The following is a 15866-nucleotide window of genomic DNA, read 5'->3' on the forward strand; positions in this document are numbered from 1 at the left end:
GTCGTCGAGCGTCCGCTCCTCCAGGTCGCCAAGCGCCTCTCGATGGCGCTCGTCGTCCTGATCATCACCGTCCTCATCGTCTACCTGGACCGCGACGGCTACGGCGACGGCGCCGCACTGCCAGAGACCGACGGCGGAGTTGTTGGCCGTGGCCTCGCTGAACACGTTCACGCACTGGTCGGGCTTCACCGCGCTGGCGATCGTGGTGCCGTCGTAGTTCCACTTCTGCTCGGCTCGGCCGTCGCAGGGCTCGGCCGTCAGACGGGAGGTCTGCGGGGCGCCGGGCTCGGCGGTCAGGCAACTGGTGCCGTTGTTGGTCCGCAGCTCCTTGGCCGCGGTGTAGTCCCACTGCTGGTTGGCACCGCCCCAGCAGTCCCAGATCACGGCGTTGGTGCCGTTGAAGTCCAGGCAGCGGCCGGACTGCTCACCGCGCAGGCTCAGGCTGCTCCACCGCGGGCCGCCCTCCTTCCAGCGCACGGTCAGGCTGCCGTTGGCGTCCAGGGTGGCGTAGGAGCCGGCACCGTTCCAGGTGCTGGTCGACCACAGGGCCCCGCTGCCGTTGCCGGTGCCCCGCTTGTACTGGACGAGGTTGCCGTCGTTCTGCATGTGCAGGTACGAGTACCAGTCCCAGGTGTACTTGCCCCACAGCTCACGTCCGGTGGCCAGGTCACGGATCAGGACGTTGCCCTGGATGTCCATGATCAGCGCCTGCTTGCCGTTGGTCAGCCAGGACCCGGGCATCAGCTTGCCGTCGGCGGGGAGCTTGTCCCCGCGCGGGTAGGTGTCGGAGTGCCACAGGTGGCCGCCGATGCCGTGGCCGCCGTCCTTGGTGTAGACGACGAGGTTGGCATCCGCCTGCAGCTCCAGGCGGGCGTCAGGGTTGTTCCAGGTCCGGGACGACCACAGCGCACTGGCGGCGTCGGACTCGCCGCCGCCCTTCTTGTAGACCACGAAGTTGCCGTCCGCCTGCATCTTCGCGAACGCGCCCGGGTTGCCGCCGGTGCCCGACGCCCACAGGGCGCCGCCCTCGTTCTGGCCCCCGGTGGTGTGGTAGATCGCCAGGTTGCCGTCGGTCTGCATGATCAGCTTCGCGTTGTCGGAAGCGATCGTGTCCCCGGGCTGGAGGGTGTCGCCGGCGCGCAGGACGGCCGGGAGCCGCTTGGTGGACTGGAGCCACGGGCCGAGGCCGTCGACGCGGGCGGAGATGGCGCCGGTACGGGTCTCGGTCGCCGCGGTGCCCAGGCAGCCGCCCTGCCAGGACCGGGAGTTGACCCCGACGATCTCGCCGGCGGCGTCGAGCAGCGGGCCGCCGGTGTCGCCCTTGCAGATGGCGTCGGTTCCCTTGCCGGTGATGCTGAGCTCACCGGCGGTGGTGGAGTCGAGGGTGAACGAGCCGGTGCGGAGCTTGTCCGTGACCCACTCGGTCTTGGTGCGTCCGAACCCGGCGGCCGTCAGGGTGCCGCCGGCGGCGGGGACGGAGCCTGCCAGGGCGGCGGTCTTGATGCCCTTTGCGGGCGCGGCCAGTCGTACGAGTGCGGCGTCCCGGTCGTCGCGCGGGGCGATCTCCGTGACGCGGAAGACCTTGCCGTCGCTGAGGGTCGCGGTGGCAGCGAGGGCCGGCTTGCCGGCCGGGACCGGGCTTCCGGGAGTGGTGGCGAAGCAGCTGGCAGCGGTGAGCACCCACAGTTTGTCGACCAGCGTGCCGGTGCAGCCGCGGCCGTCGGCCTCGCCGCCGATGCTGAGCTGCACGGCGTAGGGGTGAGTGCCGACCGCCGGTTCGGCGCCGGTGGCCGCAAGGGCGGGCGTGGCCGGGAGCAGACCCATGGAGGTCACGGCGGTGACGGCCAGCAGACCGCTGATCCGCGCGGCGCGCGGACGGGGTTCGGACATTTTCTTCCTTCAGGAGAACGGGCGTCGGCAGGCCGCCGCGCGTGGGCGCGGACGGTGAGGGCCGACGGTCGAATCGTCTGGCGTGAGCGACGCCGAGGGTCGTGATCCTCAGGTGCGCCGCTGTTCGGGCTACTTGGTGACGCGGATCTCGACCAGGACGTGCTCCCGGCCGTCGACGGACTCGCCGACGCCCTCCCAGGTCTTCGCGGGGATGTCGTACTCGACGCGGTCGTTCTCGGCGGTCATCTCGAGGTGGGTGTTGCCGGCATCGCTGGTCCGCACTCCGTGCACCGACGCGAGCTCCAAGGTGAGGAAGCCCGTGGCGCCGGTGACCTTGAAGCAGACGTCCGCCCGGTCGCGGGCCAGGAATCTCAGGAGGTTGGTCTCGCTCGCGCAGTCGGCGAGCAGGATGTGACCGTCGCCGCGCTTGAGGAGGAAGCCCTGTTCGGCCAGGATCTTGTCGGCGTTCGGGTAGTTGTAGTCCTCGACGGCGTACCCGGGCCCCGTCTCGGCGACGGGCTCGCTGGTCGGGGCGGCAGAGGGCTGGCCCGCGGCCACCGCGGCCCATGCCAGCGCACCGGCCGCGATCGCGGTTCCCAGCGTGCGCGTCCATGCCTTGCGTGCGTTCATCACAGTCCTGAATTTCCTCAAGTCGGTGTCGATGGAGGCAGGGGAGAGTTCTCCGCGGCCCCGTGGTCAAAGCTGCTGAGAAAGAGAAGGAAGTCGGCTGACGTCCGAAGTCCGGAAGGGGCGGGCAGCCGCTACGGCGCTGCCGCTTTGGTGAGCTTCGAGGAGGGCGGTCCGTCCGGATCCGGACGGAACTCCATCGTGTTCCCTCCGCTGGGGTAGAGCTGGATGCCGGCGACCTTGCCGAGCGCGCCGCTGTCGACCGACAGGTAGACGAAGTCGCTGCCCGCCTGGTCACCGAGCCACTCCCACCGGCCGCTGAAGTCGGCGGGGTCGGAGGATCCGTCCGTCACCACGTCCACGGCGGAGAACGTCCCGTCGGGCTCGAGCCGCAGCTCGGCGCCCGTCCCGTCGTTGCGGTACACGCCGGGCAGTTCGCCGGGGTCGACGGAGCCCGTGCACCCCGAGACGAGCGACACGACGGCGGCCAGGAGGGCGATGAGCCGCCCGGCACCCGCCCTTCCGGGTTCCACCGGCATCACGGGCCCAGCGTGACGTCGAATTCGATGACCTGGGTCTTGGGCGACATCGGACCGGAGTCGCCGACGATCTTGTCGACGAGCGAACCGACGTTGTTGCTCCACCAGTCCGTGTAGCCGACGACCGGGGGGTGGGTCGCGGACTCGATGTCCGACTCGTTGTAGGCGGTGTACCGCCACACGACGGAGCCGTCCGCGTTCTTGCGGGTCGGGGTCATCCGGACCTGGTGGGAACCCAGGAACGTGTACGCGAGGTTTCCCGTGAGACCGGCCGTGGAGAGCGTCCCGTAGTCCTGGAGGTACTTCCACGCACCGTCGAACCCGCCGAGGGAGTAGTCGTACTTGAGCGTGCGGCCGAGTTCGTACTCGCCCGTGCGCGTACGGTTGGCGAAGAAGGCGAGCGCCTCCTGGGTGTGCTGGTGCTCACGGTAGATGCGGGTGAAGTCGTCGTTCGGGCCGAAGCACTGCGACGTGGGGCCCTTGCCGGTGAGCCAGCTCCAGCCCAGCTCCCACGGGTTGGTGCCGTTGCCGGACTCGACGGGCTTGCCGAACGGCGTCAGACAGCTCTCGGCACCCTCGGGCAGGCCGTTCGTGCCCGGCTTGATGGGGGTCGTCGCGTTGTCCAGCGCCTTCTGGATCGCCTCCTGCCTCGCGGCCTCGATGACGAGGTGCTTGGCCTCCAGTGCCGACTGCGCGGCTGCGTCGGCGCTCGCTCCTGCCGCGAGCGATGCCTGGCGGGCTGCCGCAGCCGAAGCCGCGGCGTTCGCGGCGTGGGAAGCGGCCTCGGTGGCGGACCGCACCGCGCGGGTCGCCGCGCTCCGGGCCACACTGCTGGCCTGACGCGCCGCGGCGGCGGCCTGACGCGCGGTCTCGGCGGAGCGGGCGGCCTGGGCTGCGGAGCCCTCGGCGGCCTCGGCGTTCTTGCGCGCTTCCTGGGCGGACAGCGTCGCGGCTGCGGCGTACCCCTTGGCGAGCTCGGCCCACTCGGTCGCCTTCGCGGCGGCGTCGCGTGCGAGGGCGGCGGCCTCGGAAGCCCGTGCCGCGTTCTCCTGCGCCTCCTGGGCCGTCCTGGCGGCGCCCGCGATCATCGCCCGGACCGCGCTGATGTGCGTGGCGTGGTCATGGTCGATCCGCGCGAACTCGTACTGCGTGGTGCCGATGAACTGGCGCAGCATGTGCGTGTCGCCCTCGAGGGCGATCGTGGCGGCTGCCCTGACGTAGGGGCCCCCGTTCCGCAGCAGTGTGGTGGCCGCCACCCGGTCGTCCTCGTGGACGGCCTTCGTGCGCTCGACGTGCAGGAAGTCGTGCAGGGCCTGCGCGGTGCCCGCCTCCAGTGCGGCCACGGCGGCACGCCGCACCGCGGAACCGGTGGTCCCGTCGGCCAGGACCGTCGTCACCTCGACCCGGTTGTCCTCCTTGGCCGCCTCGACCGCCCCGCTCTCCAGGAACGTCCTGACCTTGGCGTGGTCCTCGGTCTTGAGCACGTCCACCGCGGCCAGCGCCACGTTCTTCGTGGAGATCGCGGCCATGGCCGCGACGTTCTCGATGTTGTCCTGCTGCAGGGCGATGAGACGGTCGGCGTCGATCCAGTGGACGACGTCCTCGTCCGAGCCGGCCAGCGCGAACTCCGCGGCCTGCCGGGTCCACGTGCCGGACCGGTCAATGAGCCTGATCGCGGCCTTGCGCCCGGCTGCCACGGCCTCGGCGGTCCTGCCGTCCTTCAGCGCGGCCTCCGCGGAGGCGATGAGCGCGAGCAGCTCCGCGGACAGGCGCGCTTCCTGCGTACGCTCCCGGTTGAACCGTTCGAGCCGGCCCGTCTCCGCGGCCGCCTCCAGCCGCGCCCGCTCGACCGCCTCGGCGGTCTCATCGGCCAGCCTGGCGGTCTCGGCCTCGCGGGCCGCCTGCTCCACCTCGCGTGCCTTGTCGACCGCCGCGGCGGCCTTGTTCGCCGCCTCGACGGCCGCGTTGGCGGCCTCGGTCGACCGGTTGGCGTAGTCGACCGCCTGGCCGGCGTGGTTCGCCGCTTCCAGAGCGCGCGCGGCAGCCTTCTCGGCGTGATCGGCGGCACTCTCGGCTGCTTCGCGCGCCACGTGGGCGGCGGCTGCCGCCTGCCCGGCCAGGGTCCGGGACTTCGCCGCGGCCTGCGTCGCCCTGGCGGCGGCGGCCTCCGCCACGGCGGCCTCCCGCTGCGCGACGGCGGCCTCGGACTGCGCGGCGCCGGAGGCCAGGGCCGCGTCGGCCGAAGCCCTGGCGGCCGACGCCGCGTTGAGCGCCGAGCCGGCGGCGGCCGCGCCCGCGGCCTCGGCCGCTTCGGCGGCGACGGCCGCGATCCCCGCCTTCTGGGCCACCGTGCGGACGTACTGGACCATGGCAGTCGCCGCCCGCGCCGCCGTCCGGGCCGCCTCCGCCATCGAAGCGTCCTTCGAGGCCCCGATCGCCGCATGGTAGGCCTGAGCCGCGGCGCGTCCCGCCGCTGCGGCTGCTGCGGCAGCGGCCTGCGCGGCCGCCACGCAACGCTGCGAGGCGGCCTGCGCGGTCCGCGAGGCCGACACCGCGGTCGCCGCGGCCGCCGCGGCGCCCCTGGCGGCCTGAGCCGCCTTGTTCGCAGCCTTGGCAGAGCGCTGGACGTCGTTCTCGGCGGCCTCGGCCTCGACCTTCGCCTCCAGCGCCGCCCTCTTCGCGTCCTCGGCGGCCTTGACCGCCTGCTCGGACAGCTCGACGGCCTCGTCCGTCTTGCGGCCGGCGCGCTGCCCTTCCGCCTCGACGACCTTGACCAGCTGCTGGATCGTCGCCTTCTCCTCGTCACGGGCGCGGGCGATGTACTGGCCCGTCTCCAGGAACCACCGGATCGCCCGCGGCGTCCCGTCGTCCAGCGCCCGCTGCGCGTACTCCCGTACCTGCGGCGACGCCGTCACGAGGATGGACGTCACCCGCACCCGCTCGTCCTCCTCCTGAGCGGTGAACTGCCTGCCGCTCAGGAAGGCGCGGAGAGCGAAGTCCGACCCGGCGTCCAGCGCGGCGGCACCCTCACGCTTCACGGCACGGCCACCGTGCGCCATGACCGTGGTCACGGCCACCCTGAGGTCCTCGCGCACCGCGGTCTGGAACCCGCCCATGAGGTACGCCTCGACCGCCGCCGTGCCGCCGGACAGCGCCGCGCCGATGCTCTCGCGGGTGGCCCTGCCCGCCGTCACCAGGGACCTTGTGAGCGTGAACCGGTTGTCCTCGGCCCGGGCCGCGGGCAGCCTCTCCTGGAGGAAGGCCGTCACGCCCGCCGCACCCCCCACCAGGGCCGCGGCCGCCGCGGTGCGGACGGCGCGCCCGCCCGTCCGGTACGCCCAGACGACCCGGCCCCGCTCGGTGTCCGGCAGACCGGAACCCGCGGGCAGGGAGGGCGCACCGCCCGCCGCGTACGCCGGGAGGGAAAGCCCGGTGCACTCCGGCAGCACGCACGCCGCCGCCACCCCCGTGAACACGCCGAGTATCTGACGTCTGCTGAACTGTCGTGGACGCTGAGCCATCACGACTCCCTTCCCCTGCGGTGTGATCCCTGCCAGGACGTGCTCCCGGCCCGACGGACCCTCGTGGTCGGTGGCCGCAACCCCGGTACGTCGCGTCGGACTCCGGATACGAGTCCCGCGGTGACGTGCCTGCGGCGTGCCGGCCGGGTCACGCTGCGCTCCCTGGCGGCGATCACCACTCTCGGCGCGCGGGGAACGCGGGGGGAAGGGGATACGGGTGGCCGGAAGCGTCCCTGGCCCGATCTGGCCGATCGCGGTTCGGGCCGGAGGGCGCCCGGGCAACACGCCGCGGCGCCGCTCACCTCCGCGCCGTACCAGGAGTCATGGACCGGGCAGGCGGGCTGCCGGGGTCACGCCCCGCCTGGGCTGGACACTTGCGGTCCAGGCCCCTTCAGGCCAGCGGGCCCGGCTTTCCGAGGACGGTGGGATGCGGGAAGACTGGAGTCGCCCGCCGTGCCGACGAGACGGCGGCACGGCCCGCAGCCCATGAACCGCTCATTCCGCCACCACCCGTTCCGGGATCACGATGCCTGCTCACCCCTCAGCGGCCCGCACGAGCCGCCCGCCGGCCGACCGGAGCGATCTCCCGGGCCCGGCGCAGTCAGCGCGGTCGTGCGGGCAGCCATCCGTGCTGGACGGCCCGGACGCCCGCCTCGAACCGGCTGCGCGCGCCCAGCCGCTCCATGAGGTCGTTCGCGATCCGCCGGGCCGTACGCGTGGACACCCCCAGCCGCTTGCCGATCGTCTCGTCCGTGTGCCCCTCGGAGAGCAGGGAGATGAGGGCCGCCTCCTGAGCCCTCAGGCCGTGGGCGTCACGGACGGGGGTCTCCCCGAGTGGTTGCGCCGCGGCCCACACGCTCTCGTACAGCGCGCACAACGCGGTCAGCGTTCCCTGCCCGGTCAGCACGACGGCGCCGCCCGCGGTGTCGTCGCTGCTCACGGGTATCACGGCGGTCGACCGGTCCACGATGATCAGCCGGGTGGGCAGGGAAGCGGCGGTGCGGACCTCTCCGCCCGACGAGGCCATCCAGCGCGCGTACTCCACGGTCGGCCTGTGGTGGCGGACGCTGTCCAGGTACACCACCCGGGACCGCACCCCGCGTCCCAGCAACTCGGCGTCCAGCGGCCGGGACGCGGTGATGTTCTCCTCCGTCTGAGGCCCTCCGGGCGCGAAAGTCATCACCTCGTGGCGGACTTCACGCGTCAGCTGCGCGAGACGGTCCCTTATCCGGTCCAGGCCGATCAACTGCTCGACTCCCGGGCTGGCGCCGGCAGGGCGCAGGTCGGCGTACTCCGAGATCAACTGGGCGGCCGCCGCGCGGGAGGCCTCCAGCCGCTGCTGCTGGGCGGCGATCCGGGCCTGCTGCCGGGCCATCAGGACTTCCATCCCGAGGTCGGGCGAGACCGCGCGCAGTCCCCCGTTCTCGGCCGACGGCCGGACCAACGCGAGCTCGCTGAGGACATCGAGTCCGTCACGTACCTGCTGTTCGCTCGCGCCGACCCGGGCGGCCAGGGCCGCGACGCCGTCTCCCGGAGCGGCCAGCATGGCGCGGTAGACGGATTCCGCCATGGTGTCGAGACCCAGCGCAGACAGCATGCGATTCCCCCCGGAACTGCTCATCTCCAGCACAAAAAGATCATCATATGCCCGCAGCGGGAGGGCAGGAGGATGGGGTTATGTACCTCGTACACGCGCACTTGCGACCGCCGGCCTCGGGCGGTGAACTGCCCTCCGACGTGCGCGCTCTCGTCTACGGATGCGCCCGTCCCGAGGACGGCGTGGAGCACGTCAGCGTGCACGGTGACCCGCCCTCTGCACCGGTGCTGGGCCTCTTCCTCGTTGACGACTCGCTGGCCCGGGCGGAAGCGAGCGCGGCAGCCGTCTGCGCCCGGCTGCTTGCGAGCCGCCCCGAGTTGTCGGGCTGGACTCTCCTGCGCGCGGAAGCCCCGCTGATCGTCCTCGAAGGACAGTGACAAGAGCTGCCCCGCAGCAGGTGGACACAAACGGCCGCTGCCGTTTCCGTCCACTCGTCGGCTCTTCCACCTCCCCTGACGTGCGGCGAAAGTAGTTCTTGCCCGAACGGACACTCATCCCGAAGACGCTCGGACCGTAAAGCGCCACCGCGGGGCGCGACCGGTCCGGGACACGTGTCCGACGTGCCGCCCACGCTCAGGAACGGAAGAACCCCATGTCTCGCATGCGCATCGCCCAGGCCGCCGCGGTCCTCGCACTCGCCCTCGTCGCCCCGCTGTTCGCCGCCTCGACGTCAGCTGCCGCGCCCGCCCCGTCCGTCCCCACCGCCACGGCACAGGAAAACATGGGCTGGCAGTAGGGAACGCGGTCGCCCTGACCTCCGATCGGTGCCGCTTCGTCTCGTCAGCGGCCGAGGGCGTCGAGGGCGTCGAGGGCGGCCAGGATGTCGGCCGGTTCGGCCCGGACGGTGTAGTCGGTGTCGACGAAGGCCCAGCGGATGGTGCCGTCCTGGGCGATGACGTACGTGGCCGGCAGCGGGAGGGTGCGGGCGTGGCCGCCGTTGGCGTGCTGGAGGTCGATGCCGAAGCCCTGGTAGACCTCGGCCAGGTCGTCCGGGAGGTCGAAGGCCAGGCCGTACTGCTTGGCGACGTCGGAGCCGAGGTCACTGAGGACGTCGAAGGCGAGTTCGTGCTTCTCGGCGAGCGTGAGGGACTCGTCCGGGATCTGCGGGGAGACGGCGACGAGGCGGGCGCCGCGTGCCGCGATGTCGCCGTGGTGCTGCTGGAGGGCGCGCAGGGCGAGGTTGCAGTACGGACACCAGGCGCCCCGGTAGAAGGTGAGCACCACCGGCCCGAAGCCGAGGAGCGTACGCAGGGAGACCGGGTCGCCGGTGGCGGTGGGCAGGTTGAAGCCAGGGGCCAAGTCACCGACGTTGAGGGCTCGTTCGGCCTGGCCGGACTCGGCGAGTTCCCGGCCGGCCCGGTTCATGATCTCCCGGACGTGGGCCGGGATGTGCTCCTGCCGGCTCTCGAAGAAGGCGCGCAGCTCGGCGTTGAGGCTCATGGAAGCTCCTTGGGAACAAATCTTGAAACAGTCGTTTCAAGATAGCGGGCCACGCAGCCCCCTGCCAGAGGTATCTTGGAATTGTCGTTACAACTTGGAGGGCGTGCGGTGGCGGACATCAAGCATTTCGATCCGGACGCGGTCCTGGACACGGTCGTCCGGCTCTTCTGGCGGCAGGGCCTGGCCCCGACCGGGATCCAGGACATCGTGACCGCGACCGGCATCAACCGCTCGAGCCTGTACGCCACCTTCGGCAGCAAGCAGCAGCTCTACATGGCCGCCCTGGAGCGCTACACCGAGGAGCGGGCCCCGAACCTGCGCCGTCTGGCCGAGGAGGGGCGCGGGCTGCCCACGGTCGAGGAGTTCTTCGAGAACCTGATCACGACCCGGTGCACGGGCGAGTTCGCCGGCTGGGGCTGCATGGTCTCCAATGCCCACGCCGGCACCGAGCAGCAGGAGGCCGGCGTCCGCGCCGTCCTCGACCGCCAGCACCAGCGCCTCCACGACGCCCTGCGGGACGCCCTCGCCACGGCGAAGGCGAAGGGGCAGCTGGGCGAGGCCGTCGAAACGGAATCAGTGGCGGAGGTGCTGGCTCTGCTCGCCCACGGTGGAAAGATCTGTCCCCGCACCGGTCCAGACCGGAGGAGGTCCAGCGGGGGTGGGGGGTCGGCGCTGGCTGCGTCCCCCGTGGGAGGAACAACGTGTGTGGAGGGGCGCCCGACACCCGGGCCCCCCTCGACGCATGGCGAAGGTCAGCTGGCTTCCTCGTACTGGTGGAAGACTTCGGGAATCTGCTCCGCGATGACCAGGGCCGGAGCCCCGCCGACCATGGCCGCTCCGGAGAGCCGTTCCACAGCGATCACCTCGAAGGATTCCGGCGCCTCGTCCACCGCTCCCCGCAGCGTCAGGTGCCGGCCGAGGACCTGGCTGCGGATCCACCCAGAGGTGTACTCATCGGCCGGAACACCAGGCCGGAGCCGTACGGCGAGACACAACTGCTCGTCGGCCGTGCCCTGGTTGACCAGCATGACCTGTGCCTCGGCCACGTCCTCCTCCCCGCATGCCAGCGCGACCAGTTCCTCCGCGGCGAACGTGCGGCTCCGGAAGGTGAGCGCGCTGCCGCTCTGCCCGCGCAGCCGGACGGTCGGCTCGGCTCGACCGCAGGTGCACGTGACGAGGTCGACGAGTCCGCCCGTCTGGAACCGCAGGAGCGGGAAGGCGGAGTCCGCGTGCATGTTCGTGACGATGAGCCGCTCGTCCTCGACCTCGACGTACTGATGAGGCAGGACATGGAAGGTGTCGGCCGGACATTCGGGCGTGTTGTGCCCGATGGGACCGGAGGCGGGCGAGCAGTAGAGGCCCCAGATCCGCGCCTGCGGAAGGTGGAGCCTCACCAGTTCGGCCGTGCCCGTGACGTCACCACTGCTGCTGAGGAGAATCTTGTGGAGCCACGGCAGCGAGCGGCCCGAGGCCGCGGCCATCCGCACCACACGGGCGATGACGGCGGACGGCGCGGCCAGGGCCGTGACACCGCGGTTCTCGAGGAAGTCGAGCCACTGCCCCAGCTCGTCGTCGTTCAGGTGCCCGATCGGCACGGTCGTGGCACCGCACAGCGCGGCGTACACGTTGAAGAAGTGGAAGGCGGACTGCAGCCGGCCGGCCGGGAAGAGGTTGGCGACCACGTCACCGCTGCCGAGCGGCTTCCATCGCGCGAGCAGCTGCGGCGCGAACATGTCGTCGGGCAGCATGCTCAGTTCGGGATGCGTGAGAGTGCCGCCGCCCGCCGACAGAATGGCCCCCTGGCGATGGCGCGGGTCCTCCAGCAGCTGACGCACGGTCTCGTGGTACTCGTCCTGGGTCAGGACAGGCACGTCGGCCAGGTCCACGGGACGCGACAGTCCGAGCAGGTGGGCGTACTTCCCACGAAGGGAGGGAATGGCGGCGGCCACATGGAGCATGTCCTCGACCTCGGGGGAGGACGGACTTCGACCAATCGACAGGGACGACCCCACGGCCTTCGGCATAGTGGCAAACCTCTCGAAGTGAGACCCAAGGTGTGATGGAGGCCACTTCGAGCTTTGACTTCCCCCGCCCGCACCAGCCCCCCAGGCGCAAGACCTATTCAAGTCCTTCACGGGCGCGACTGTCAACGAGATACGACCGCACACGAACCATCGGTTCATCCGATTCGGCGCCCTCCGTTTCGTGGACATTAACCAGATTGAGGCACGCCCGGCCCGTAAGCAGGGAAACGGAAAGTTCAATTCCGAACACTGGCCCGCAGCACCGGCTGCTGGACCAGAATATGGACGCTTCAATACCCCCCGCCCCTATCCAGGTGTACCGTAAGAGACCATATTAGTATCAGATCTCGAACGGTGGAGGGCACGATGCACACACGGAACCTCGGAGGACTGGAGGTGTCCGCGACCGGTCTGGGCTGCATGGGCATGTCCCACACGTACGGGCAGGCCGACGAAGCCACCTCGATCGCGACGATCCGCCACGCGCTCGACATCGGCACGAACTTCCTCGACACCGCCGACGTCTACGGCCATGGCCACAACGAGCAGCTGGTCGGCCGCGCCCTGAGCGGCCGCAGGGACGAGGCCGTCGTGGCCACCAAGTTCGGCTTCACCTTCGGCGGAAGCGGCGCACCGGGCACCGTCGACGGCCGGCCCGAGTACGTGACCCAGGCATGCGAGGCATCGCTGCGGCGCCTGGACACCGACCACATCGACCTCTACTACCTCCACCGCCGGGACCGGAGCGTGCCGATCGAGGACACGATCGGCGCCATGTCGGAGCTGGTGAAGGCAGGGAAGGTGCGGCACATCGGGCTTTCCGAGGTCAGCGCGGAGACACTGCGGCGGGCACACGCGGTCCACCCCGTCACCGCCCTGCAGAGCGAGTGGTCCTTGTGGGAACGGGGCATCGAGCAGGAGGTCAGGCCCGTCGCACGCGAACTGGGAATCGGCCTGGTGCCGTGGTCGCCGGCAGGACGCGGATTCCTCTCCGGGACGATCACGTCGCTGCGGGACCTGCCCGAGGGGGACTACCGGCACAACGATCCGCGCTATCAGGGCGAGAACCTCGCGAAGAACCTGGAACTCGTGGAGCGGCTGCGTGCGATCGCCGCCCGGCTCGGCCACACGCCCGTGCAACTGGCCCTCGCCTGGCTGCTGCACCAGGGCCAGGACGTCGTCCCCATTCCCGGGACGAAGCGCATCGGATATCTGGAAGAGAATTCCGAAGCAGCGGATATCCGCCTCGACGAGGAGACGCTCGGCGAAATCACGCTGCTGTTCGACGTGGGCGTGACGGCCGGCCCCCGGTACGCCGAGGCGGCACTCCGCTTGGCGAACGGCTAGTCGCGGCTTTTCGGACCCGACCGCGAGAGGGGTGACCCGAATGGGGCACCCCTCTTCCCCTTTTCCGCCCTGTTTCCGCGACCGCCGATTTTTCGCCGCCGGCGCGATACGGCCCGCAAACGGCATGGCATACGCCGGAAACACGTTCGGCGAATCAGGTCCGGACTTTTGACCGGCTACCCAGGTGTCGACCCCGGCGGCGCGAACCACTCCCCCGACCGTCGACAGCTCCCGCGTACGACCCCGTGACCTGCCGCTTCGGTCCCGGCGGGCAGGCCAACGGCCGGCATGGCCCGCACCCGGGCGGCGCGCCACGGGCGACTACGGCCAAGGCATCCCCGGTTACGAAGTGTGAGTGCACTCCAAGTGGCCGGACGGATTCCGATCAGGCCACAATTAGTCGGGCTCGTATACAGGTAAGACACCTGACATTAAGGTGTCCCTATGCGGCTTCCCATTGACCAGCGACTCGGCCACCACCTGAAGCGGGTGGAGCAGGAACTCAGTGCGGCCAAGCACAGCTGCTTGCGGCCCTTCAAGCTGAACGTTCCCCAATACAGCGTGCTGCTGACGCTTTCCCATGAGCCCGGCCTGTCCGGCGCCGTCCTGGCCCGGCGCTGCATGGTCACTCCTCAGACGATGTCGTCCGTCCTGGCGACCCTCGAAGGCAGAGGCCTGGTCGAGCGCAAGCCTCATCCCGTGCACAGCCACATCCTTGAGGCGCGACTGACCCGGACCGGCCAGAACCTTCTGGCGAAGGCCGACGAGGCGGTGACGGAGGTGGAGCTGCGGCTCACCGAGGAGTTCACCCAGGCCGAGGCCCAGGGGTTGATCACCAGTCTGGAGCGCTGCTCCAGCGCCCTGGCGGGGGCCGCGTCGCCCTCCGGGCGCAAGTCGTCCGCACGCTGACCCGGTTCTGCCGTGCCCCCGCAAGGGGGCGAGCCGTTGCCGCCGGCTCGCAACGCAATGAAGACCTTGCCCGAAGGGGCAAGGTCTTCACCTTTTGCTCGGACCGGGTGCCCGGCGCCTGTCGGGGGATTGCAGGCGCCGGAGGTTCGGCCCGACGGTGCGGCCCGCCGCACGGGGCGATGGGCCGCACGTCGTGATCAGGCGGTGCCGTTGATGTACCGCATCGCCGTGTTGTAGGTGTCCTGCGCGACGGCGCGACCGAGCTTCTGGCCCTCGGTGTTGTCGAACGGCCAGTGGACGCCGCCGTAGATGCGCGAGATGCCGTCCTCCTCGGCCGCCTCGGTGAAGGTGTTCCACTTCAGGGTGACGTCGGCGGCGGGGGTGACGCCGGGCTCGAAGGTCGACGTGCCGGCCTTGAAGGTGAAGGAGTCGCCGAAGGCGTCGCTGCCCGTCCACAGCTTGAGGGACTCGGCGGCCGTGGCGCCCCAGACCGCGTGACCCGAGACATACGCGGCGAAGGCCGGCGTCGTGACGTAGGAACGCCACTGGGAGCCGTCGATCTCCTGCGTGCCCTTGCCCGGGACGTAGCCGCGGATCGTCTTGCCGGCCTGGTCGTAGCGGATCATCGAGATCGGGCGGGCGTAGTCGTGCACGACCTTGCTGTTCCAGGCGGCGATTCCGGAGTCGCCCATGGCGAGGTTCAGCGCGAAGAACATCTTCACGTCCTCGCCGAGGGTGTGGCCGTCGCGGTGGGAGACGAACTGGGCCCACTGGTTCTGGTGGCCGGTCGGGGTCTCGGCGCGCTCCAGCCAGAACTCGGCGATGACCTTCTTGCGGTCGTCGAGGTTGGCGTTCTCGTCCATCATGAGCTTGATGGCGGCGTCCGACTCGGGGGTGCCGTAGGCCGGGGGCTTCGGCGGCAGGTAGTCGTTCGGGTTGGTACCGGCGAACGGAGTGATCTTGCCCCACTGCGGGGTGGCGAACGCCGGCGTGACACCGTTGGTGGTGAGCGGCATCCAGTGGTTGGGGTCCACGACCTTGGACTTGTCGAACGCGTTGATGTCCTGCGCCGGGTTCACGGCCTTGTAGCCCGTGTTGTCGACGTAGTTGTTCTGCTGGTTCGAGCCGTCGTTCTCGCGGACCTTGAGTACGGCACCGCAGGCGACGTTGCCCACGCCGGCCGGCGTCCGCACATCGGTGGAGGCGTTGGCGGGGTCGTAGCCGAGGCTCTGCAGCTTGGCGTCGAACGTCGCCTTCTGGTCGGGGAAGATCGCGATCAGCGCCTTGTGGGCGGCGTAGCTGAGGGCGGCCTTGCGGTTGGACTCGGTCCGCTTGTACCAGGGCTGGCGCAGGTCATCGCCGAGCTGGGTGCCGACCGCCTTGTAGTCGTACGCGGCCCAGGCGTCGTAGATGCAGGTGTGCAGCGTGGCGAAGGTGCGGCTGCCGAGCGGCGGCCGAGTGAGGTTGTTGGTCGGCTTGGCGGCGGTCACCTGGGCGTCGTAGGCGACCTTGTTCCACTGGATGACGAGGTTGTCACCTGCCTCCGCCTCGGCCGCCGGGGCCGTGTCCGCCGTGGCCGCCGCGGAGGCGGGGCTCACGGAGAGCACCGCGGAGCCGAGCAGCGCGGCGGCGACGGCGGTGGAGATGCCGACGCCCCGTCCGCGGCGCATCGACTTCATGGCAAGACTCATGGTGTCTCCCGAGAGGAATTCGCGACGACTGGCCACGCCCGAAGGGCTCCGGCGACTGGTCGCTGACGTGTTCGGTGCGAGAAACATAGGCCGAACGAGCACGTCCCGCCCGTTACGGAGAGTTGTCAACTCCTCCGCCTTTCAGGCACGTTGTCACGCTGCGTGGCACACCCTGAGTCAGCCATGTCCGGTTAAATACATGCTTCTGGTGTTATCTTCACCGAGGAATCAAGGATCTGATGGGTATACGAATCCCGATGCACGGAACCAGCAGCCGGCGA

11 protein-coding genes and 3 pseudogenes are annotated in these 15866 nt (G+C 70.5%); 6 read left to right on the forward strand and 8 right to left on the reverse strand.

Annotated elements, in window-relative coordinates; translation table 11 throughout:
• Nucleotides 1-114, forward strand: a pseudogene (locus ACFWJO_RS21185) (Ion channel protein); the annotation flags it as partial.
• Nucleotides 115-174: 60 nt separating this feature from the next.
• Here ACFWJO_RS21185 and ACFWJO_RS21190 read toward each other — a convergent pair.
• The 5 genes and pseudogenes from ACFWJO_RS21190 to ACFWJO_RS21210 form a co-directional block, all read right to left on the reverse strand.
• Nucleotides 175-1890: pseudogene (locus ACFWJO_RS21190) on the reverse strand (trypsin-like serine protease); the annotation flags it as partial.
• Nucleotides 1891-2019: 129 nt separating this feature from the next.
• Nucleotides 2020-2520: a hypothetical protein gene (locus ACFWJO_RS21195; protein WP_386867264.1), complete on the reverse strand. Its 501-nt coding sequence runs from the start codon at nt 2518-2520 to the stop codon at nt 2020-2022.
• A gap of 131 nt (nt 2521-2651) precedes the next feature.
• Nucleotides 2652-3056, reverse strand: coding sequence for a hypothetical protein (locus tag ACFWJO_RS21200; RefSeq protein ID WP_386867420.1), 405 nt, complete (start codon nt 3054-3056; stop codon nt 2652-2654).
• Nucleotides 3056-6577 (reverse strand): ALF repeat-containing protein, encoded by a 3522-nt coding sequence (locus ACFWJO_RS21205; RefSeq protein ID WP_386867266.1) that lies wholly within the window; start codon nt 6575-6577, stop codon nt 3056-3058. The genes ACFWJO_RS21200 and ACFWJO_RS21205 overlap by 1 nt, the downstream gene beginning before the upstream one ends.
• A gap of 601 nt (nt 6578-7178) precedes the next feature.
• Nucleotides 7179-8174 (reverse strand): helix-turn-helix transcriptional regulator, encoded by a 996-nt coding sequence (locus ACFWJO_RS21210; RefSeq protein WP_386867268.1) that lies wholly within the window; start codon nt 8172-8174, stop codon nt 7179-7181.
• Between the two features lie 80 nt (nt 8175-8254).
• Here ACFWJO_RS21210 and ACFWJO_RS21215 point away from each other — a divergent pair, with 80 nt between their 5' ends.
• Both ACFWJO_RS21215 and ACFWJO_RS21220 read left to right on the forward strand, forming a co-directional pair.
• Nucleotides 8255-8551 (forward strand): hypothetical protein, encoded by a 297-nt coding sequence (locus tag ACFWJO_RS21215; RefSeq protein ID WP_386867270.1) that lies wholly within the window; start codon nt 8255-8257, stop codon nt 8549-8551.
• 215 nt (nt 8552-8766) lie between these two features.
• Nucleotides 8767-8910, forward strand: coding sequence for a hypothetical protein (locus ACFWJO_RS21220; protein WP_386867272.1), 144 nt, complete (start codon nt 8767-8769; stop codon nt 8908-8910).
• A gap of 44 nt (nt 8911-8954) precedes the next feature.
• Here ACFWJO_RS21220 and ACFWJO_RS21225 read toward each other — a convergent pair whose 3' ends face one another.
• The gene (locus ACFWJO_RS21225; RefSeq protein ID WP_386867274.1) at nt 8955-9614 is read right to left on the reverse strand and encodes a peroxiredoxin-like family protein; all 660 of its coding nucleotides are present in this window, start codon (nt 9612-9614) and stop codon (nt 8955-8957) included.
• A 108-nt stretch (nt 9615-9722) separates the two neighbouring features.
• Between ACFWJO_RS21225 and ACFWJO_RS21230 the strand changes: the two are divergent.
• Nucleotides 9723-10163: pseudogene (locus ACFWJO_RS21230) on the forward strand (TetR/AcrR family transcriptional regulator); the annotation flags it as partial.
• A gap of 203 nt (nt 10164-10366) precedes the next feature.
• Here the strand turns inward: ACFWJO_RS21230 and ACFWJO_RS21235 are convergent.
• Nucleotides 10367-11638 (reverse strand): hypothetical protein, encoded by a 1272-nt coding sequence (locus ACFWJO_RS21235; RefSeq protein ID WP_386867427.1) that lies wholly within the window; start codon nt 11636-11638, stop codon nt 10367-10369.
• 366 nt (nt 11639-12004) lie between these two features.
• On the opposite strand from ACFWJO_RS21235, the gene ACFWJO_RS21240 reads away from it, so the two are divergent.
• A complete protein-coding gene (locus ACFWJO_RS21240; RefSeq protein WP_386867276.1) occupies nt 12005-12985 on the forward strand; it encodes an aldo/keto reductase in 981 nt (326 codons plus the stop codon).
• Nucleotides 12986-13429: 444 nt separating this feature from the next.
• Nucleotides 13430-13894: a MarR family winged helix-turn-helix transcriptional regulator gene (locus ACFWJO_RS21245; RefSeq protein WP_386867277.1), complete on the forward strand. Its 465-nt coding sequence runs from the start codon at nt 13430-13432 to the stop codon at nt 13892-13894.
• Nucleotides 13895-14091: 197 nt separating this feature from the next.
• Here ACFWJO_RS21245 and ACFWJO_RS21250 read toward each other — a convergent pair whose 3' ends face one another.
• Complete coding sequence (locus tag ACFWJO_RS21250) at nt 14092-15585, reverse strand: vanadium-dependent haloperoxidase (protein WP_386867279.1); 1494 nt, start codon at nt 15583-15585, stop codon at nt 14092-14094.
• Nucleotides 15586-15866 lie beyond the last annotated feature (281 nt).

Origin of the sequence: Streptomyces sp. NPDC127092, assembly GCF_042722475.1 — a bacterium.
Classification (GTDB): Bacteria; Actinomycetota; Actinomycetes; order Streptomycetales; family Streptomycetaceae; genus Streptomyces.